Source organism: Asanoa sp. NPDC049475 (genome assembly GCF_040676915.1).
Classification (GTDB): Bacteria; Actinomycetota; Actinomycetes; order Mycobacteriales; family Micromonosporaceae; genus Asanoa.
Genome location: NZ_JBFAPY010000005.1, coordinates 16,998 through 37,890, shown reverse-complemented (window position 1 = coordinate 37,890; position 20,893 = coordinate 16,998). Strand labels below are relative to the sequence as shown.

The 20,893-nt window shown below is 68.9% G+C and carries 13 protein-coding genes and 1 pseudogene; 6 read left to right on the top strand and 8 right to left on the bottom strand.

The features are described from left to right. The first annotated feature begins 312 nt into the window (after positions 1 to 312). Positions 313 to 2,685, top strand: coding sequence for a M14 family metallopeptidase (locus AB0J88_RS20120; protein WP_364353105.1), 2,373 nt, complete (start codon positions 313 to 315; stop codon positions 2,683 to 2,685). Between the two features lie 18 nt (positions 2,686 to 2,703). Here the strand turns inward: AB0J88_RS20120 and AB0J88_RS20115 are convergent, their stop codons facing one another. The 3 genes from AB0J88_RS20115 to AB0J88_RS20105 all read right to left on the bottom strand — a co-directional run bounded on the left by AB0J88_RS20115 (position 2,704) and on the right by AB0J88_RS20105 (position 4,717). Further along, positions 2,704 to 2,922, bottom strand: coding sequence for a hypothetical protein (locus tag AB0J88_RS20115; RefSeq protein WP_364353102.1), 219 nt, complete (start codon positions 2,920 to 2,922; stop codon positions 2,704 to 2,706). Between the two features lie 87 nt (positions 2,923 to 3,009). Next, the gene (locus AB0J88_RS20110) at positions 3,010 to 3,435 is read right to left on the bottom strand and encodes a nuclear transport factor 2 family protein (RefSeq protein ID WP_364353099.1); all 426 of its coding nucleotides are present in this window, start codon (positions 3,433 to 3,435) and stop codon (positions 3,010 to 3,012) included. Positions 3,436 to 4,300: 865 nt separating this feature from the next. Further along, positions 4,301 to 4,717: a MarR family transcriptional regulator gene (locus tag AB0J88_RS20105; RefSeq protein ID WP_364353096.1), complete on the bottom strand. Its 417-nt coding sequence runs from the start codon at positions 4,715 to 4,717 to the stop codon at positions 4,301 to 4,303. A gap of 95 nt (positions 4,718 to 4,812) precedes the next feature. Here AB0J88_RS20105 and AB0J88_RS20100 point away from each other — a divergent pair, with 95 nt between their 5' ends. Continuing rightward, positions 4,813 to 5,718, top strand: coding sequence for an NAD(P)-dependent oxidoreductase (locus AB0J88_RS20100; protein WP_364353093.1), 906 nt, complete (start codon positions 4,813 to 4,815; stop codon positions 5,716 to 5,718). 193 nt (positions 5,719 to 5,911) lie between these two features. Here the strand turns inward: AB0J88_RS20100 and AB0J88_RS20095 are convergent, their stop codons facing one another. From AB0J88_RS20095 to AB0J88_RS20080, 4 genes and pseudogenes are all read right to left on the bottom strand, one after another. Beyond that, positions 5,912 to 6,352 (bottom strand): hypothetical protein, encoded by a 441-nt coding sequence (locus AB0J88_RS20095; RefSeq protein WP_364353090.1) that lies wholly within the window; start codon positions 6,350 to 6,352, stop codon positions 5,912 to 5,914. 639 nt (positions 6,353 to 6,991) lie between these two features. After that, positions 6,992 to 7,792 (bottom strand): helix-turn-helix domain-containing protein, encoded by an 801-nt coding sequence (locus AB0J88_RS20090; protein WP_364353087.1) that lies wholly within the window; start codon positions 7,790 to 7,792, stop codon positions 6,992 to 6,994. 10 nt (positions 7,793 to 7,802) lie between these two features. After that, complete coding sequence (locus tag AB0J88_RS20085; protein ID WP_364353084.1) at positions 7,803 to 8,588, bottom strand: alpha/beta hydrolase; 786 nt, start codon at positions 8,586 to 8,588, stop codon at positions 7,803 to 7,805. 553 nt (positions 8,589 to 9,141) lie between these two features. Then, positions 9,142 to 10,524 (bottom strand): annotated as a pseudogene (locus tag AB0J88_RS20080) (hypothetical protein); the annotation flags it as partial. Between the two features lie 311 nt (positions 10,525 to 10,835). Here AB0J88_RS20080 and AB0J88_RS20075 point away from each other — a divergent pair. Together AB0J88_RS20075 and AB0J88_RS20070 are read left to right on the top strand one after the other, a co-directional pair. Then, positions 10,836 to 11,486: a DUF305 domain-containing protein gene (locus AB0J88_RS20075; protein ID WP_364353081.1), complete on the top strand. Its 651-nt coding sequence runs from the start codon at positions 10,836 to 10,838 to the stop codon at positions 11,484 to 11,486. A 312-nt stretch (positions 11,487 to 11,798) separates the two neighbouring features. After that, the gene (locus tag AB0J88_RS20070) at positions 11,799 to 12,188 is read left to right on the top strand and encodes a hypothetical protein (protein WP_364353078.1); all 390 of its coding nucleotides are present in this window, start codon (positions 11,799 to 11,801) and stop codon (positions 12,186 to 12,188) included. Positions 12,189 to 12,303: 115 nt separating this feature from the next. Here the strand turns inward: AB0J88_RS20070 and AB0J88_RS20065 are convergent, their stop codons facing one another. After that, a complete protein-coding gene (locus AB0J88_RS20065; RefSeq protein WP_364353075.1) occupies positions 12,304 to 15,585 on the bottom strand; it encodes a BTAD domain-containing putative transcriptional regulator in 3,282 nt (1,093 codons plus the stop codon). Positions 15,586 to 16,653: 1,068 nt separating this feature from the next. Here AB0J88_RS20065 and AB0J88_RS20060 point away from each other — a divergent pair. Beyond that, entirely contained in the window at positions 16,654 to 17,781 is a 1,128-nt protein-coding gene (locus AB0J88_RS20060; protein ID WP_364353072.1) for a VCBS repeat-containing protein, read from the top strand. Between the two features lie 116 nt (positions 17,782 to 17,897). Beyond that, positions 17,898 to 20,864 (top strand): BTAD domain-containing putative transcriptional regulator, encoded by a 2,967-nt coding sequence (locus AB0J88_RS20055; RefSeq protein ID WP_364353069.1) that lies wholly within the window; start codon positions 17,898 to 17,900, stop codon positions 20,862 to 20,864. Positions 20,865 to 20,893 lie beyond the last annotated feature (29 nt).

Genomic DNA, 20,893 nt, shown 5'->3' with positions numbered 1-20,893 from the left:
GTTGTTCATCGGCGGCCTCGGCGTGGCCGGCCTGACTGCGGCCACCGATTGACAGCGTCGTGCGGGCCAGAAACGTCACATCGAAACGCGGATAGGTTCGCATGTTGCCAATCGATTCCCGATTGGCCCTTCTGATCGAGTCATTCGCTCAGGATGGGCCGACCGGCAGCAGCGAATCGGCGTCGATGCATTGCCGTGTGTCCCGAACGTAGGCCTTCACTCGGACAGAAAGGGCACACCCCGATGCCCCACACCCTCGATCGGCGGTGGAGACGGCGGCTACCCGTTGCCACCCTCGCCGCCGTCTCAGCCGTGCTTCTCGTCGTCGGTCCGGCGACCGCCGCGCCCGGCGCGGGTTCACCGACCGACGAAACCCCCGCTCCCGTCGTCCTCGAGCGTCTTCCCGGCGAGGAGGCGAGCGTCGTCGAGGTGAGGGTCTCCGGCACCGCGGAGATGGACCGTCTCGTCGCCACCGGCGTCGACCTCGACCACCACGTCGAACAGACCGAGAACGGCATCGTGCTGCATGCCGTCGTCACACCCAACGAGGTCTCGGGTCTCGAGGCCGGCGGGTACGCGGTCGGAAACGTCCTGTTCGACCCGGCGGACTCCGCGGACCGGGTGGGCGAGCGCGAGGCGACGATCGCCGCGCACGTCGCCGACAACAAGGCATTCACGGCCGAGCTGGTCGACGACCCGACCACCAAGGACATCAAGATCATTCGCGCCGACTACTACACGTCGGGGACCAACCAGGTCCTGTCGGTCGAGGCGAAGTGGGCCCAGGGCCAGACGTCGACCAGCGCGCTGACCGTGCAGCGAGACAGCGGGCCGGGCACGGCGATGGGCTCCGGCGGCTCGCAGAGCATCTCGCGGTTCGTGGACGCCGGGGTCTACCTCTACCACCGGGGCGCCTCGACGATCACCACCCGCCCGGACCGGATCCAGATCACCAGCCCGACCGGGGACGTAGCCGACGTCCAGGTCAAGGAGTGGCTGCCGATCCCGGAGGAGTCGCCGGAGGGTCCGGGATACCAGAAGGACTTCGTCACCAGCTACCTGACCCCGACCGAGCTCTACAACCGGATCAAGGCGCTCGCCGCCGAGTTCCCGGAGCTTGCCGAGATCGTCGAGCTGCCGAACAAGACCAACGGCTACCGTCGCAAGGCGCAGGCCGTGCTCGGCACCGCGAACGCCAGCCGGGTTGCCGTCGACTCGCGTGCCTGGGGTCACGAGGGCGGCAACGACATCACCGTCGAGCTGGCCAGCCCGGGCGCCGCTGACCAGCCGCTGTCGGTCAGCGTGACCGGCAACGACATCACGGTGAGCCTGGCGACCGACGCCGGCGGCGCCGTGACCAGCACCGCCGCGCAGGTCGTCGCGGCCCTCAACGCCAGCGCCGGCTCCCTGATCGTGGCGTACACGTATCGGGGCAACACCGGTGCCGGTGTGGTGGCCACCGCCGCCCGGACGCCGCTGACCGACGGGCTACGGGCGCCGGCCAGCGTCTCCCGGGATCCGCAGCCGGTCTACGCGATCCGGATCGGCAAGACCCGGGACGGCTCGAAGACCGGTGTGCTGGCCTACGCCCAGGAGCACGCCCGGGAGTGGGTGCCGCCGCTGGTCACCATCGAGACCGCGGAGCGGCTGCTGCGCAACTACGCGCACGACGGCAGGACCAAGCAACTGCTGAACAACCTGGACATCTGGATCGCCCCGTCGGTCAACCCGGACGGCGGTCACTACTCCTTCTACGACTTCAACTCGCAGCGGCGCAACATGACCAACCACTGCCCGCTGACCGGATCCGCGGATGCCCTCGCGCGCAACTCCTGGGGCGTGGACAACAACCGCAACTACACCGAGTACAGCCTCTTCGACGGCTACTCGGGCGCGTCCGCGAGCTGCACGAGCGACACGTTCGCCGGTCCCAGCGAGCTCTCCGAGCCGGAGAACAAGAACATCGACTGGCTGGCGTCCCGCCCGAACATCAAGTTCTCGATGAACCTGCACTCGTCCGGCAACTACTTCATGTGGTCGCCGGGCGCGTACGCCACCCCGGGCCGGATCTCGGCGCCGCGGCCGACGCTGGCCGAGGAGTCGTTCTTCTGGGGTGCCTCGTCCCGGATCCTCACGGCGATCAAGCGCCACCGCAACATGGCGGTGACGCCGGCCCGGACCGGCCCGATCTCCGACGTGCTCTACTCGGCGGCGGGCAACTCGGGCGACATGCTCTGGTACAAGTACGGCATCTACGCCTGGAACTTCGAGGTGGGCACGTCGTTCCAGCCCACGTGGGCCTCGGCGCACGAGGAGACGATGGAGTTTTCCAACGGCCTGGTCGAGCTGCTGCGGGTCGCCCGTGACTACTCCACCGATCACCAGCGTCCAGAGAGCACATTGTCGGTGACCCCGACCGCGACTGAGGGCATGGTCAACGTCCAGTTCGACGTGACCGAGCCGGCCGCCGTCTTCTACACATTGGACAATGGGACGCCGACCTACGCGTCCACGTTGTACGGTTCCGCAGGTATCCGCGAGGGCGGCGAGATCCTGAACCTGCCCGTCGGGACCAGGATCAACTGGTTCTCGGTAGACGCCGCCGGCAACGTGGAGAAGAACTACGTTCCGGACGGCAGCGGCAAGAACTTCAACAAGGGCCGGGCCGTCCTGCCCATCGGTTAGTCCTAGCGGCCGCGGCACTCATCGGGTGCCGCGGCCGCTCTTTCTGAGCATCAGCGCAGTACCCGGAGGGAGCGCGTCGGTCGGCTTGACGGGTCGGCCCGTGTGCAGGTCGAGCCCGTCGGCCCGCAAACCGTACGGACGCGAGCCGTGAATGATCGCGACGAGCCCGCGTTGGCCGTCGGTCGTGCGGCGGACCAGCACCCACTCCGTGCGGCGGTCGTGGCCCCAGCGGGTCACACCGGGCCACCTGCGCGACCGTTGCCAGCAGCGCGACGTAAGCGTCGTCGTCCAGCCGGGGCCGCGGAGCCGCGTTGTCGAGATCGCTCAGCTCGGGGCCAGCCCCAGCTGACGCTGGAAATCCAGCTCGTCGAAGTAGAGATGATGCTCCGTGATCTTCCCGTTCTTCACGGTCGCGATGTCGGCGCCACGGATTTTGACGTGCTTCCCGGTCGGTTCCACGGTCGCGCCTGTCGGCCCCCGCATCGACCCGGTGTTCGTACCGACGAAGAAGCCCTCGTCGACCGCCTTGTTGCCCGACTCGACCTTGCTGGTCGACTCCCAACTGCCGTCCGGGAAACCATCGATGAACTGACGCCAGTAATCCCCGATCTGCTGGCGTCCCTTGACCTCGCCCGCGTCCGGAGTCACGACGACCGCATCGTCCGCGTACAGGGCCGCTGTCGCGTCCACATCATGAGCTCCCATGGCCGCAACGGTCATACGGTCCAGTAGTTCGCGTGCCTCTCCCATGGTGCCACCCCCTTTTCCTGCTGGTTATCCCCCGATTCGGGCGCCAACCATCTCGGCGGCCCGAAATACCGGCCGGGCCGAGCTGGACACGGCGGTGGTGCGGTCCTCGACACCACGCTAGGTTGGGCTGAGCCCGTCGACTGCAGTACGGCAGGCGTGACGGCTCCAGACCACGAGGACACTCGTCCTCCGGTGCCGCCGAGCCAACCCGCCGGCGCCAAGGGATCGTCGCAGCCGGTGCCCGCGCAGCCCCGCCGCCTTACGTCACGACAGCTGCCGCGCCCGGCGCGGCCGTGATGGCCGCATCGCCCAGCAAGCTGACCTCACCGCTGCCGCCCATCATCGCCGGTGCCGGATTCATCGCGATGACAGTGGCGATGTTCGCGCCGTTGGCCTCGAACGGTGAGCCGGGTCTCTGCGCTGCGGACCACGGACCTTCCTTTCCTTACCCCGATGCTGGGTCTGGTGGCGCTCGTGGTGGCGACCGCGGTGCTGTGCGGTAATCCGCAGCTTCTCCGCCTCGGCCGAATCGCCGCCCCGCTGCTGGGATTGCTGCTGTCGGCCGCCTGGCGATCGGCTTGGAACTTGGGAGTGGTACGCCAATGTCGCGCGCCCGCAACCCGAAGCCGTAACCACCTCAGCTGCGTGTTGCGACCCCGGTCCACCCTGGACGGTTGCGTGTAGCCGGCGGTCCATCACGCCGGCGCGGTGCTCGACTGGCGTGCTCCGGCCCGCTCTCGCCGCACACACCGACGAGATCCGGGTCGAGGCTTGACGCCGCGCCCGTTGACCACCCACGCGAACCCCCTCGGTCAGGCTGGAAGGGTGGGACGGTTGACGTCGTGGTGCGGGCATCGCCCACTGCTTAGTGGGGCTCCATTTGTTGGACGATCTTTTCCAGCGCGCGGGTGAGGTGGCGTAGCTCGGTCGGGGTGAGGGTGGCCAGCGCGTGGTCGGCGATCCCTCGGCGGGCGTCGTCGATCGGCTGCTGGGCCGCTTGGGCCAAGGGCGTGAGGTAGAGGCGGACGAGGCGGCCGTCGCGTGGGTCGGGGCGGCGGTCGAGCAGGCCCGCTGCCTCCATCCGGGCGGCGGTGTTGACTACCGTCGGTGTGGTCACGCCCATCCGGGCCGCCAGTTCGCCCGGAGTCAGGCCGTCGTCTTGCCAGAGCACCTCGAGCACCAGGTTCTGACCGATCCGCACGCCGTGTGGGCGCATCGCGTCGTCCGTGGCCGTGCGCAACAGCTTCTGGGCGCGGGTGAGCAGCCGGATCACGTCGGTCACCGCTTCAGCTTAGCGGTTGTTTGCCGGCTAACGATCTGACGGTTATGGTATTCGTTAGCCGGCTAACGACCACCTGCGTTGGGGAGAAGATCGAGATGATTCTGGTTACCGGCGGTCTGGGTTTCATCGGCTCGCATACGGGCGCGGCGCTGCGCGACCTAGGCGCCGACGTGCTGCTCGGTCAGCGCCGGGCGGGGCCGCCGGACCCGCCCGCCCCGGTCGCCCGGGTCGACTGCACTGACTTTGACAGCCTGCGCGCGGTCGGCGAACACCATCGGATCACCGGCGTCGTCCACCTCGCCGCCGCGGGGCTCGGTGCCGGTTCAGCACTCGACAAGCTGTGGGCCGACACGCTGGCGCTGTTCACCGTGCTGCGGGCGGCGCGCGAGTGGAAAGTGGAGCGGATCCTGCTGGCAAGCACGATTGGTGTATACGCCGGTGTGCTGGGCGGTGCCTTCCGGGAGGATCTGCCGCTGCCGGTGGCGAGTCCGCACGCGATCCCCGCGGCCAAGAAGATGGCCGAGGTGATCGCCGATGTCGTGGCCGCGCAGGACGGGCTGCCGCTGGTCGGGGCTCGTATCGGCGCGATCTGGGGGCCGCTGGGCCGATCGCCATCGCCGTTCTTCGCCGCGCCGCAACTCGTGCACTCCGCGGTCCGAAGTGGGCCAGCACCGGTCGGCTTGCGCGCCGACGACGCCGTGGACATGCTCTACGCCAAGGATGCCGGCCGCGCGTTGGCGCTGCTGGCAACCGGCGCCGGGTTGCGGCACCGCACGTACAACGTGGGCAGTGGCAGGCTTACCACCAACCGCGAAGTGGCGGCGGCGATCGCGCGGGTCGTGCCCGGCGCGGCCCCGCGACTGACCGAGGGCCAACCCACGGCGCCGACGGCGGCACTCGATGTCGAACGGCTGCGCGCCGACACCGGCTTCACACCCGCCTACCCGCTCGACGCGGGCGTAGCCGACTACGCCGCCTGGCTGCGTACCCACGAACGCTAGGCTCCGCATGGCGTCGTGACCTGGATGACCTGCGACGCTGTCGAGTCGCTCGGGAAACCCGCGGCGAGGTTCGACAGCCGACTTCGAACGCACCTCTTTCGAAGTCGGCGGGCGCTCGATGGGGTGGACGGGGTCACAGCGGCGGCGAAGGCGGCGATCCGTCAACGACGGACGCCGCCTGAACCCCGCGCGACTAGCCCCCGCACTCCCAAATCCTGCTCGACGCCATTTCTATTTCGACCACTCGTTGCCGATAGAGCGGGATGTTGGACCAACCGTCACAGAAATAGTCGGTTTCCCCGGTCGAGAACGTGATGTATCCAGACCACCCGCCGGAATGAAGATAGCGGCCCTGGGAGTTGAGCGAATAGATGTCGCTGCAGTTTCTCTTCCAGGTCGCGACCGTGTTGCTGTTGCTCGGAGAGTAGTACACGTAGACCAGTTCGGCCGACGGTCCTTGACAACCGCGATTCTTCCCGCTCCCGGCCGTCGCCGGCGTCGGCGCCAGTAGCACTGCCATGGCTATGGCCATGGCAGCAGATGCCCTGCTGGCGATCTTCGTTCGGAAGTTCACATCATCCCCCGTTTCAGCGATGCGTCTCTGGATCGTCGATCGTTCGACAAGGACATCCAATCGCGATCTATTTCATGAACACAACAAGCTGTCAACAGTGCGACAGGCATTGATGTGTGGACATATATTGCAGGATATGGAGAGTCCATCGTGTACGGTTGAATGCCAGCAAAGAAACGGTATACCAGCACTCCCGCGAGGCGCCGCGAGGGAAGCCGCGTTATACGACGCAGCCAACGAGCTCATCGCTGCATCCCGAAGGTCCCAGCATCTCGCCGGGCAAGTCGCGTCCGGCCACGGGGCCACGGAGGTCGCCGAGCGCTTGGACGAAGAGCATCAACGCCTGAGGGTCGCGACCAAGCACGTTCGGATCGTCGGCAGCGGTCCGGTTCAGCTAGCAGCTCGCGAGATACTTCGCCACGCGTACGCCCTTAGGGTCGAGTCGGAGAAGGGCGAAGATCCGTACGCCGACCAATACGACGACCAGCCACCGATCGACCGGCTCCGGGACGCCCACATCGCGTTCTATCGGGAAGTGCGACGACAGCTTCGGGTCGCAGAACCCACGGACGTTCCAGTCGATAGACGTCCCGGACCGTCCATGGCCGTAGCGGAACGACTCGGGCTACGGCCGTAGCTCGACTCCGGTGTCGAAGGCGTGTTGACCGTCTCCCGCAGGCTTGGACGCGCGGAGGGAGATCACGGTGGCCAGGCCACGTCGTCGATCGCGAGCCACGGTGCCACGGCCACGGCGGCGGGAGTATCGCCGGTGAAGGCTTTGATCTCCCGGTGCAGGTGCGACTGGTCGACATAGCCGCTCGCGGCTGCGACGGCGGCCGGCGATCGACCCTCGGCCAGGAGATGGGCGGCGTGGTCGAAGCGGATCAGCTGAGCCGCTCGCTTCGGCGTGATCCCCAGCTGAGACCGAAACCGGGACCACATCCGCTGGCGGCTCCAGCCCACCTCGTGCGCCAGACCTTCGACCCGCACCCGGCCCCGGCTGACGCGGGTACGCCGCCAAGCGTGGGCCACCTCCGGATCGACGAGCACGTTGTCGGGCAACCTGCGGCCGAGGACCTCGGTCACGATCGCGAAGCGCTCGTCCCACGACGCGGCGGTGCGCAGCCGGTGCTCGATGCGGCCGGCGTCGGCACCCCACAACAAATCAAGTGAAACGAGAGCCCCGGGAGCCGGCGCGCCGAGTACGGTAGCCGCGACCAACGGGGACAGCCGGATCTGCAGGCACGCACCCACCCCGTAGCCGCCCAGACGCGGTGCGGGCGCCAGAAGCCCGATCACCATGCTCCCCCGCAGTCCGTTGTCGGCCACCAACCCCGCGCCCAAGTCGAGGAGCACGGTGACCGACGGGTGAGCGACCATGCCGATGTCCACGTTGGCCGGCACCCGCTGACGGAATCCGGCCATGCTCACGCCCGGCCGCCTCCGGGTCGGGTCCGGGACCGCGACCTCGACGGACGTCCAGTCGAGTGTGCCCGACACATCAGCCACTTTACGTGCGCCGGACCGCCTCGGCGGCGAAGGCGAGCAGCAGTTCGGTGGTCAGCGCGGGCGCTTCCAACATCGGGATATGCCCGACACCCGGCAGGCGCTCGACGCATGTGTGCGGGACCGCCTCGTACTGGGCAGCCGAGGCGGGGTTCCACCGGCGGTCCGCGGTGCCGAAGAGCACGAGCGCCGGGACCGACAAGGCCGCCAGTCGCGCCGGCACACTGCGTTCGGTGATGTAATCGGTGTTCCGGCGCAGCACCTCACGCATGGCACCGTAGGTGATTCCTCGCACCGCGGCGACCAGATCGTCCGGCACCGACACCGGACGGGCACAGGTCGCGCTGATTCCGCGACGGATCATCGCGTCCGAGCGCCGAGCCCAGAGGATCGGACCGAGCGGCGGCGCCAGCAACGCCCGGAGCACCAACGGTTGCGGCAGCAATGCGTCCGGGCTCGGGCCGGTGCTGATCAGCGCCAGCGAGCGCACCAGGTCGGGGCGTTGCTCCGCCAGCGCGGTGGCGATGTAGCCACCGCTGGAATGCCCGGCCACCGTAACTTCGCGCAGGCCCAGTCCGTCCAGGACCGCGGCCACCTGCCCGGCCGCGGTGGGCACGTCGTACGCCCCGGAGACGCCCGCCAGGTCGACCCGGACGACGTGCTGACGTGCCGCCAACCCCGGCACCACCGCCCCCCAGGACGCACCCGAGAAGCCCGACCCGTGGATCAGCAGCAACACCGGCGCCTTCCGAGGGCCGTCGCGGACGACGTTCATCGCAAGCGAGTTCATGGAACGCATGCTCCCTGGAGAGCTCCCGGCCCGTCTTGGACGAATGTCGCCCTACCGCAGTGCCTGGGCAACTCGACGGGCCTCCCGCCGACCCTGCTCCCGCGCCACCGCCACGACCGCCGGCACCACCGACCCGTCCATCGCGTTCCGGCCCTGGGTCCGGCGCGAAGCCGCGTCCCGCGGCTTCGACGACGCCCAAGCCGGCGGAAGACCTCCGGCCCGGCGAAATTCCGCCGGGCCGGAGCTTCTTCTATCCAGTGAGCCTAACGAGTCAGCTCGTCTTGACCGATCCGTTGACCTCGCTGTCCCGCACGGTGCCGCCGATGGCGTCCACCGAGCCGTTGACCGTGCTCTCCACGATCGACACCACGGAGGCGTCGGTCGCGCTGACGCCGCCGTTGAGCTTCGAGTTGAAGGCGATCAGACCGGCACCCGGCGCGACCTTGGTCTTCCCATTGACGGTTGCCCCGTCCAGGCAGGTGATGCCGGACGTGATGTCCAGCCCGCCGTTCTGCCGCGTGGTCAGGATGGTGGTGCAGGCCGGGTAGCTGGGCTGGGTCTGCACGTTCAACTCATCGAACGCCACGGCCCGCGCGTTGTTGGTACGCGGGTCGTCCAGCTTGAGGACGTCGAAGCCCTTCTGGATGTCGTTCGAGTAGATGTATCCATTGTGGTAGTACGTCGACCAGGCCCCACCGGTGACGTTGCGGGTGTCCGAGAGCGGGCCACGCTCCCAGAAGGCGATCTCAACCGGGTTCGCCGAGTCGGTGAAGTCCCAGACCGAGACGCCGCCCTGGTACCACGCCTGGACCATGATGTCGCGGCCCATCGCCGGGATCAGCGAGCCGTTGTGGGCGACGCAGTTCTCCCGAGTGGTGTTCAGTCGCGGGATTTTGAAATAGCTCCGGAAGACCAGTTCGCGGTCGGCACCAGAGCCCACGATGTCGTAAATGGCGTCGGCGCCCTGGTTGGGCCGGTGGTTGCCGGAGCAGATCGCGCCGCTGCCGCCGCCGAGCTCGTCGGTGAAGACGACCTTGGTGCCGGCGTTGTTGAAGGTCGCCGAGTGCCAGAACGCGAAGTTCGTGTCCCGGACCTGGCTGACGATCACCGGGTTCTCCCGGTCGGAGATGTCCATCAGGACGCCGTCGCCCATGCAGGCGCCGGCGGCCAGGTCCAGCTCAGGGTATGCGGTGATGTCGTGGCAGCCGCTGGTGTTGGTGTTGCCGGCCGTACCCGGAAAGAGGACCGGGGTGGCCACCACGGCGGCGCTGGTCGGGTCGTCCAAGGGCACCTTGACGATTGAGATCTTGTCGTGCGGGATCTTGCAGTAGAACGCCGTGCTCGACGGGCTGTACGACTGGATGTAGACGTAGACGCTCTTGCCGTCCTTGCTCGGCACCAGCGTCTGCGTGTGCGAACCGCAGTCGGTGCGGACCGACTTGATGTACCGCGGGTTCGCCTTGTCGCTGATGTCGAAGATGCGGATGCCCTCCCAGGAGCTCGCCTGGGATGAAGATCCGCTCGTGCTGTTGCACGAGTCGTCGCTGCGCGGCGAGTCGACCGCGAAGACCAGCAGGTCACCGAAGACCGACGGGTCGCCCTGCGAGCCGGGGCAGATCACCTGACTCACGACCTGCGGCGAGGCCGGGTTGCTGACATCGAGCGTGGTGAACCCGTTGTAGTTGCCGGAGAAGACGTAGTTCCCCTGGAACGCCAGGTCCGAGTTGAGCGCCGCCTCGGTGTTGAACGACCCGACCTTCGGTACGTTGGCGATCTGCTGGAGATTGGGGCTGCTGGCGATCTCGTCGACGGCGGGAATGGTGTTCTCGGCACCGCTCGCTGGCGACGCAGCCACGGCAGTGAGTAGAAGGGCGCCTGCGGCGGCGAGGCTGAAAGCCCGCAGCCGTCGTGACCCTCGTGGGGTGAATCCGGACATGTAGCGACACCCTTCGTCAGGGAGCTGAGCTGGGTAGCGGGACGATAACCTGGGATAGGGGTCACAAATCTCCCTGCTGGCGGTAACGGAATAGCAACTAGAGCTGTGTCTCGGCGGAACAAATCGACGCAGGTGGGGGTCAGTGGATCATTTCGCGGCGCCGGCCCCTCCCGTCACGGCTCAGGCCCGCGCTAACATCCCGGCCAGCCTCCGGGACGACGGGCGGGAGTCAGGTTGTGTTAGGTGTACGGATGCGTTCCCTTTTCGGGCGCTCGCGGGCCATTGTCCTAATAGAACTCGCGGTCCTCGCGGTGCTCGCCGCTGGCGCCGCGGTGGCCATTTGGTGGCCCGACAGCGATCCGAAAACGCCGACGAATACGGCCGCGCCGGAGTCCCTCGACCTGTCAGGGCTACCGGACTCCACCGCGCCGGTGCTGATGCCCGGACGGCCCGGCGAGCCGGCGAAGACGGCCCAGGCGAACGAGGTGTCGCCCATTCCGCGCCAGCCGCACAACGAGGCCGACGTCCACTTCGTCACGATGATGATCCCGCACCATGAGCAGGCACTTGTGATGGCCAAGCTGGTGGCGGACCGCGGCGAGAATCCGAACCTCAAGCTCATCGCCGATCGGATCCTGGCCGCCCAGGAGCCGGAGATCAAGACGATGGAGACGTGGCTTGCGGACCGCGGCCTGAACCGGAACTCCGGCGGTGGCCACCAGCACGCCATGGCCGGCATGCAGTCGGCCGAGGCGCTGAACCGGCTGACCGCCGCCGGCGGTGCCGAGTTCGACCGGATGTTCGTCGACATGATGACCGAGCATCACCAGGGCGCTATCAACATGGCCGACGAGGTTCTGGCACTCGGTGCCGACGTCATGGTCAACGAGATGGCCGGCGACGTCATCGTCGAGCAACGGGCCGAGATCAACCGGATGCGGGAGGCGCTCGCCACGAAGTAGGCCCGGCGACACGGAGCAACGAAGCGGTTAGGAGCCGTCTCCAAGGACATCGCGCACGAACCCCTCATCGACGACCGCGACCTCACCGAAGCGAGCGGCTCCTAGCAGGCATCCCTACATCTTCAAGCGCCTCGTCCACGGCGGCGTTGTGCGGTCGCAAGATGGAGGGCTTGAACGCTCAGGGTGGCTCACTCGGTCCAGCTTGCGGGTTCAAGTAACTCGCAAGGTCCGTACAAGTGTTGCGGCGGACAGTCATCGCATGGGCCGGAGCGCACGGTCAGCGCCCGGCGAACTTTCACGGAGGGAAGCACCATGCGCAGACTCATCGCGACGGTCTCGGCCACGCTGGCAATGACGGCGGCCCTGGCCATCGTCGGGACACCGGCGCAAGCCGCCAGCCCGACCGGCTCGTTTGGTAACGGGTACATGTCCATTTGGGTTGACGGCAGGGGGAGCTACCCCTACGTGCAAATCTGCGATGAAGAGGCGGATAGTCAGCGGGTCAGGGTCCAAGTCTCCGGATCATTCGGTGCATCGGCCTGGGCCGAGGACGCCAACGGGGCCAACACCACGTGCGGCTACGGCTACTTCAACCCGGCCCCAAAAGCCGGCGAGCGGCTTTACATCACAGGCTGGCGGCAGAACGGCACCAACGGCACGCCCAACAATTGGGTTCAGGGAGCGTTTACGTTCTCTGGCTGACCTGACCCCCACCACCTTGGCGTCAGCTCCCACGATCAAGGCGTCCTGCCCGTCAAATACTCTGAGGGGTGCCTTGATCGTGGGCTGACCCAGTCGCGCCGGCCGGGCCGGCGGTTCACGGCTCCGACCCGGTTGCCGATTGGCAGTTTTGCGGTAGCGGTAGTGAGCCCGTCGGTCCGCGCATCGCAGCCAGTTCGGTGCTGATCGCGTCGGCTTCGCCCGCACCGATCAATTGGAAGGTCGCCAACGCTCGGCCCAGCAGGTCGACCGCCGCGGCGCTGTCGCCGACAGCGAGGGCGCAGCGGCCCAGGCCGGCCAGACTGTGTGCCTCGTACCAGCGGCTGTGTGTGCGGCCTGCGATCAGGAGGGCCTGCTCGTGGAACTCGGCCCCGGTCTGCGGATCTCCGGTCAGCCGGTGCAGCGTGCCGAGCTGGTTCAGCGCCTCCGCCTCGCCGACCCTGTCGCCGATTCGACGCAGCATCGGCAGCGACGTGTCCAGCAGCTCTCGGGCGGCGGCGAGGTTACCCCTGTCGCATTGCACGCTGGCCAGATAGTTCAGGGCGTTCCCCTGTCCGCGCTCGTCCCCGAGCTCCCGGTGCATCTGCACACAGCGGGAGAGCACCGCGGCAGCGCCGGCCAGGTCGCCCTGCCGCTGCAGGATGGGACCGAGATTGTGGAGTACGCCCGCTTCGCCCAGCCTGCTGCCGGTCCGTTGGGTGATGGCGAGGGCTCGGTGCAGCGCTGCGGCGGCACCGGGCAGGTCACCGGCCTGCTCCAGTACCGGGCCGAGGTTGACGAGTGCGGACGTTTCGCCGAGCTGGTTCCCCAGTTCCCGGTAGCCCCACAGGGCCTGCTTGAGCGCGTCGGCCGCGCGCGCGTAGTCGCCCAGCGTGTTGCGCAGGCCGCCTAGGGTGCACAGGGCCGCCGCAACCCCTAGGCCGTCGCCGAGCTTCCGGTAGCGGGAACAGGCCTGCTCCAGCAATTCCAGGGCCAGAGAATGATCGGCGGTTAGATCCGCCACCTCGCCGAGATGGAGGTAGGCGTTGGTCTCGCCGAGCCGGTCGCCGATGCGGCGGTAGTGGGTCAGCGCCTCTTTCAGGGATTTCGTCGAGGCGGGATAGTCGTCGCGGAGCTGTTCGGCAAATCCCCGGTCCAGGAGGGCATTGGCTAACGCCTGCGGCTCATCCAACCGGCGGGCGGCCACGACGGCCGCCGAGCTCACGAACTGGGCCGTCCGCCACGGCCCGTCGATGCGCAACACGGAGGCCAGCCCGACGGCCAGCGGGATAACTCGTTCGGACTGTGCGCGGCGGTCCGCATGACGTAGCAGCGCCAGGAGACTGGCTCGTTCGGTCCGTAGCCATGCCAGGGCCTCGTCCGTACTGGCCAGTGCCGGGTCCGAGGACAGAGGGGCACAACCGGTCGGGCCGGTCAAACGAACAGTCGGCCGAGGATACCGGCTGATTCGCCGGTCGGCCCGGGTCGCGACCCGGGCCAGATAGCCGTAGACGCGGTCAAGCGCCACCTCCGTGTCAGCATCGCCGTCAGCGAGCGTGTGCGCGTACTCGCGGATCATGTCGTGCATCTGGAACCGTCGGTACGACGATTCGGTCAGTAGGTGGTCGTGGCAGAGCGCGTCGAGCTGTTCGGTGGCCTGGTCGACAGTGGTGTCGTCGAGCGCCGCGGCGGTGTACGGGGCGATGTCGACGCCCGGATACGCGCCCAACCGGCGAAAGAACCGTCGCAGACGCGCGGGTAGGTGTTGATAGGAGAGGTCGAACGCGGCAGCGACGGTTCGCATCTCAGCCCGTACGGAGATCATCCTGGTCCGGGTCTCCTCGATCAGCTGATCGACGCGCCAGGACGAATGCTTGATGAACACCGAAGCCAGTAGAGAGATTGCCAGCGGCAGGTGCCCACACATATCGACCAGCCGCGCCACGGCGTCGGGTTCGTTGCGGCCACGCGGGGCAAGCCGGTTGAACATCTCCGCCGCGTCAGCAGCCGGCAGCGTGTCCAACTGGATCGGCGTCGCGTCGAGGTCGGCCAGCCGGCGCCGGCTGGTGACCAGCACCAGGCTCCCCGCGCTGCCGGGCAACAGGTGGCGGACCTGGTCGGTGTCCAAGGCATTGTCCAGGACGAGCAACGTCCTCCGCCCGGCCATCCGGGCTCTCCAGAGGGCCGCCCGTTCGTCCAGTCCGGGCGGCAGGTTTTGCGCGGCTACACCGTCCGCGGCCAGCAACGCGGCCAACGCCTCCATCGGGGTGACCGGTTCCTGGCCGGCGGTGTGCGCGTGCAGGTCGATGAACAATTGCCCGTCGGGAAATTGACCGGCCATCTGGTGACCGATTCGGACCGCCAGAGCTGTCTTGCCCACACCAGGCATGCCGTCGATCGCGTAGACGGCGACCGCGCTCCCCGCGGGTGAGCCTGCCTCGGCCACAAGTCCGATCTCCCGCTGTCGGCCAAGGAAGGTTGCCGAGTCTCGCGGCAGCGTGCACCAGCCGATTTGCGGGCTCGCAGGGCTGGCCGAGGACAGCGTCGATGAACGTGACACGGTGACGTGTGGGTGATTCGCCGCAACCTGCTCTTGAGGCTCCCCTCCGTGGTGCACCTCGTCCAGTGGCGACAGGACCGGCTCCAGGCTGGGATCGGCGATCAGAATGCGCTGGAACCGCTCTTGGAGCGCCGCGCCCGGATCGACACCGAACTCTCGCGCGAGTCGCTGCCGAAACTGGTGATAGTGCTGCAACGCCTCCGCCTGCCGGCCGCCGCGGTGCAGCGCGAGCAGGTACTGCCCGGCGAGGCGTTCATCGAGAGGATGTGCCGTCGTCGCGGCGGCGAGCTCGGGCAGCATCTCGTTGTGCCGACCGAAGCTTAATGCAAGATCGTTCCGTTGCAGCTCGACCGTCCGACGCTGCCGATGCAGGTTCTCCCGGATGGTGGTCGCCCACGGTGCGTCGAGGCCGGCGAGTGCTTCTCCCCGCCACAAGGCGAGTGCCTGCCCGCACAACGCGAGCGCCCGCTCGTCGTCGCGCATCGCGGCCACCGCGGCCGCAAGGTGCTCGAAGCGCCGCATGTCGATTGATTCGTCGTCGACGGCGAGGACGTAACCGTCAGTGTCATGCCGGATGTCGACATCGGTCGCGGCGCTCAGAGCCTTCCGCAGACGGGACACGTACCCATAGAGGGTGCCGAGCGCCCGCTGCGGAGGATGTTCCCCCCACACCCGGTCGACGAGCTGGTCGGTGGAGACCGGTCGGTTCGCGTCGACCAGGAGTGCCACAAGGACCGTCCGTCGTCGTGAATGACCCACCTCGGTCAGCTGATCGTTGAGGCGTACCTCGATCTGACCGAGCAGGGAAAACCTCGTTCCCGCTGCCGCCCGCTCGGGCACCTCGTCACCGTCCTCCCGTCAGCCAGGTCCGGCCCTGGCGCAAGGCACATTTAGGTGTCGGTCGTGGACAGTATCGCCCACACGCCCGGCTGCCGATGCGCTGTCATGGTCGGAGACGACCGTCCTGTCCGCAGCGGCAACCTCCGCCGAGGGAGCGATCAGGCGGCGCTGGAACCCGGGGCCGCCCACGACCGGCCGCTGCACAGAGATGGTCTGGGTCTGCCGCAGCCGCAGCCGCAGCCGCAGCAAAGAGTCGTAGATCTGGTAGGTGGGGATGTAGTTCCCGGAGCGGTTGAGTATCTCGGTCAGCACGCATGGGTATTGCGACCGGTTCTCGGAGAAGGTTTACGTGTAGCGGATGTTGGGCTGCTGCCCGTGCTCCGTGCGTTTCCAGGTGGGTTCCCACAGCTGGGAGATCCGCCCGAGTGGGTCGTAGGTCGTTTCGGTGACCCGGGAGTTCGCGTCAGTGATCTTGGTGGTGGATCCGGTTCCCCCAGCAGGGGGCGATCTCGGTGTTGGTGACTCAGCCCAAAGACGTGGTTTGGGTGGTCGCCCCCGCGACGCGCACGGGCGCGGCCTCCGTAGTCACCGTGACGATGGACGACGGGCGTAGCGGCCTGATTCGAGCCGATCACCGGACGCGGTGACGATCCACAACGGCCATCTGGAGCCCGGTGGTGATACAGGTTGAGCGTGTCGACGACGCCGTCAGGGCCGCCACCGACGAGGTCGACGGCGCCCCTGTGGAAAGCCGTCAAGGGGCCTGAGATGGGCCGCTCGTGCCGACGCCAGGGCGCGCACCCCGCCGCTCAGCTGGTCGCACGCGGCGAGCGCCACGGCCCGCGGCTGTCAGTGTCCAACGCGGTTTCCAAGCTGACAGTGAGGTTTCGGTCGCCGTCAGCCGCTCCATACAAGACGCGCGCTGGGCGGGGACTCCGTCCGAGCCAGGCTGCCCTCCTTTCGAGGCGTTAGCACAGGCTTAACCCGGTCTTATCCCACCGCACGCGAGGCTTGGCCCCTGCCCAGGCTGGGGACGGCCGGGTCCGGGTCTACACGGAAGGATCACGTATGCGAATTCGTACCCTCGGCGTGCCGGCTCTGGCCGTCGCCCTGCTGACGGTGGTCACCCCGAGCGCCGCCACCGCCGGGCCTGCCAACTTCGGCCCGCCGCTCGACGTCGCGACGGGCGCTGTCCCGGGCGCCATGGCCACCGGTGACCTCGACGGCGACGCGCGGTCCGATCTGGCGGTCGCGCACCCGGACGCGGACCGGGTCTCGATCCTGTTCAGTCAAGGGGCGACCGGGTTCCGGACCAGGACCGTGGTGGCCCTCGGCGGCGCGCCCCGGTCGGTCGCGCTCGCCGACGTTAACGGTGACGGCCGGCGGGACCTGGTCGCCACGATCGTCGACATCGGGCTCGATCAGGTGGTGGTCGCTCTCGGTCGAGGCGACGGCCGGTTCCGGGTGCCCCGGGTGATCGACCTGGCCCCGAACAGCATCCCCCGAAACCTGGTCCCGGCCGACCTCGACCGTGACCGGGACGTCGACCTGGCGCTGACCCTCGCCGGGCGAGAACAGGTCCAGGTGCTGCGCAATGACGGACGGGGCCGGTTCACATCGGGGGTGACCCTAGCGGCCGAGCCGACCGCCAACGACGGGCTGGCCGGGACCGATCTCAACGGGGACGGCCACACCGACCTGGTGGCGACCGGCGGCGGCTATGGCCGGGTGGTGTCCTGGTTAAACGCGGGCGACGGCACCTTCGCGCCCGGGGTGTGGCACGAACTACCGACTCCCCGCAGCCCAGCCGTGTTGGCCGATTTCAACACCGACGGTCGGGTCGACGCACTCGTACCAGGATCCGAGTGGGGCGACGCCCTTTACCTAGCAGGCAACGGCGACGGCACCTTCACCGAGGAGCGCACCCTCGCGTTCGGGCAAGGTGAGCGGACCGCCGCCGCCGGCGACTTCGATGGCGACGGTCGCGCGGATCTCGCGTTCGGCGGCGGCTACTACGGCGTGCTGGTGATCCTCGGCAACGAGGATGGCCCCTTCCAAACCCCGGCCACCCTGGCCACGCCCGGTGTTCCCGGCGTGCCCGTAGTGGATGACTTCACTGGGGACGGGCGGGACGACATCGTCGTGCCGAACGCCAACGGCCTGAGCGACATCCTCTGGTTCTTCCCGGCCACCTGAGCGCCGGACCGGGCAGGCGACCCAGATGCGCCTGTCCGGCCCGTCAACTTCCTGGGTGGCGGGCCGGGTCCGGTCCGGCGATGGCGCCGGCCAACGCGCTCACATAGATAGGAATAATGAGATTCGGATTGCTCGGACCGGTGGTCGCCTGGTGCGGCGGACGCGTGGTGCCGGTCGGCGGCGCCCGGGAGCGCTACGTGCTGGCCACGCTGCTGCTCAACGCCGACCGGCTGACACCGGCCGACCGGCTCGTCAACACGCTGTGGCCGCATCCGCCGAGCTCCGCGCGGGCCCAGTTGCACAACCTGGTGAGCCGGTTGCGTGGGCGGGTCGGCGGCAGGTTCATCGTGACGAGGCCGACGGGCTACGAGTTCAGCACCGCGGGGGCGGAGGTTGATCTGATCGACTTCCGCGAGCTGGTCGAGCAGGGTCGGCGGGCAGCGGCTACCGCCTCCTTCGCGCTCGCCGAGGCGTCGTACACCGAGGCATTGGCGCTGTGGCGCGGGTCGGCCCTGGCCGACGTCGCCGAAGAGCTGGCAGGTCCGGCCCGGGCGGCGCTGCACGAGGAACGGCTGGCGGCGCACGAGGCTCGGCTGGTCTCCCGGCTCGCGTTGGGCCGCCACGACGAGGTGCTGGCGGACGTGACACCCCTGATCGCGGAGTATCCGTACCGCGAGCGGCTGTACGAGACCCAGATGCGGGCGCTGGCCTCGGTCGGGCGGCGGGTGGACGCGCTGCAGCTGTATCGCGACGCGTACCGGACCTTCGACGAGGAGTTGGGCGTCACCCCCGGTCCAACACTTCGCGCATTGCAGCAGCGGATCCTGTCCGGCGAGGTGCCCGAGCTCGACGATCCGGCGCCGGTGGTCTTCCCCCGCGAGCTGCCGCCGGAGGTCTCCGTGCTGACGGGCCGCGACAAGCTACGCGCGGAGATCGCGGCGACGTTGCGCCACCCCGCCGGCGGCGGTCCCGCGGTCGCCGTCCTCGTCGGCGCGGGCGGCGTCGGAAAGACCGCGCTCGCGGTGGTGGCCGGCGGTGCGGTGCGCGACGCCTTCCCGGACGGTCAGCTATTCGCGAACCTGCGCGGGTCGCACCGCGCCCGAACCGATCCGCACAGTTTGCTCGGCCGGTTCCTGCGCCGGCTCGGCGTCCGGGACTCGGTGGTGCCGGACGACCCGGACGAGCGGACCGGGTTGTATCGCAGCACTCTCGCCGAGCGCCGGCTGTTGGTGGTTCTGGACGATGCCGGCTCCGAGGCCCAAGTGCGCCCGCTGCTGCCCGGCAGCCCGTCCTGCGCGGTCCTGATCACCTCGCGTTTCCAGCTGGGAGCGCTGCTGGGCGCGCAGCGTTGGACGGTGCCGGCGCTGGACCCCCAGGATTCACTGGAGCTGTTGGCCCGGCTCGTGGGTGCGGACCGGGTCGAGGCCGAACCCGAGGCCGCGCACGCGGTGGTGACGCTCTGCGGCAACCTGCCGCTAGCCACCTGCGTGGCCGCCGGTCGGCTCGCCGGACGCCGGCACTGGCGTCTCGAGGACTTCCGGGACCGGCTGGCCCGCGAGCGTGGGCGGCTCGACGAGCTGGCCCTCGGAGACCTGGACGTCCGCGCCAGCATCGCGACGAGTTACGACCTGCTGGATCCGCCGGCCCGCCTGCTGCTGCGCCGGCTCGGGCTCGTCGCCGCGCCCGACTGGCCGGCCTGGGTGGCGTCCGCGCTGCTCGGCGACGACGGGGACGCGCTGTCCGGTCGGCTGCTCGAGACGCTGGCCGACGTCCACCTGATCGAGGTCCTCGGCCCGGACGCCGTCGGGCAGGACCGGTTCCGGTTGCACGACCTGATCGCCGACTTCGCGGCCGAACGCGCCGCCGCGCAGGAGCATCCGGCCGACCGGGACGCAGCCCTGACCCGAGTGTTGTCCGGGTGGGCGGCGTTGGCCGCCGTCGCGGACGAGCGCCTCGGCCACGGCTTGCAGGGTGCCGTCGGGCTGCCGGTCCCGCCGGTGCCGCGCGGCGCCGAAGGCGCGGCTCGAGATGCGCCGCAGCAATGGTTCGAGACGGAGCTGACGGCGTTGCTGGCCACCGTCGAGCAGGCGGCCACGTCGGATGCCGCTGAGATCCTCGGTGGACTCGCGATGCGCATGGTGGGTTTTCTGGTCCTGCGGAGCTACGACGTCGAGCGGGAACGGGTGCTGCGCACAGCCGTCACGTGTGCCCGCGCGCGCGGCGCTGATCGTTATCTGGGCCGGCTGCTGCTCAGCCTGTTCGGGGTGACCGCACAGCGGTCCCGCTTCACCGAGCTGCCCGAGCTGGCCGCGGAAGGGCTCGCGCTCGCCCGCAGGCTGGGCGACCGGCTGGGCGAGGTCGCCGCGCTGGGCAACGCCGGCTTCGCCGCTCAGAGCGTCGGCCGACTCACCGAGGCCGAGGAGTGGTTCCGTGCCGGCCTCGCCGCGTGCGGCGAGGACACTCCGCCCGATCTCACGCGCTGGTTGTCGTTGTCGCTTGCCCGTGCGCGACACGAGGCCGGTCGGTCCGCGCAGGCCATTCCGCTGGTCGAGCGGCTGCTGAACGAGGGACGGCCGGAGGACTCCCCACGCGCCACGGCGGTGCTCCTCAGCATGAGCGCTGACGTGCTGCTCGGCGTCGGGCGGACCGACGAAGCGGAACGCGGGCTGGTCGAGGCGGCGCGGATCGTCGAGGGCCTCAACGACGAGCTTGGGCTCTCCCACGTCGATCTCGCCCTGGCCGAGGTGCACCTGTCCCGCGGTGACTGGGCCGCGGCCGAGGAGCGACTGGCCCGTGTCCTGCCGGTGCAGGAGCGGCTGGGCGTTCGGGCCGATCTGGCCGGCACGTTGCGTGCCTACGGCGACCTCGAAGCCGGTCGCGGCCGACCCGCCGTCGCGGCCGGGCTGCTGCGCCGGTCGCTGACGATCTGGGAGGAGATCGGCGCGCGGTTGGAGGCGGTCCGGACGCTCGCCCGCCTGGCGCTGTGTGATCCGGGCTTTGCGGCCACCGCCCACGGTGAATGCCGAAGGGTCCTGCTCGACCTGGGCCTGACGGACGAGGCGCTGCGGCTGCCCACGTATTAGCGACTTGTTAGAGCGCCTTCCTAGCCTCC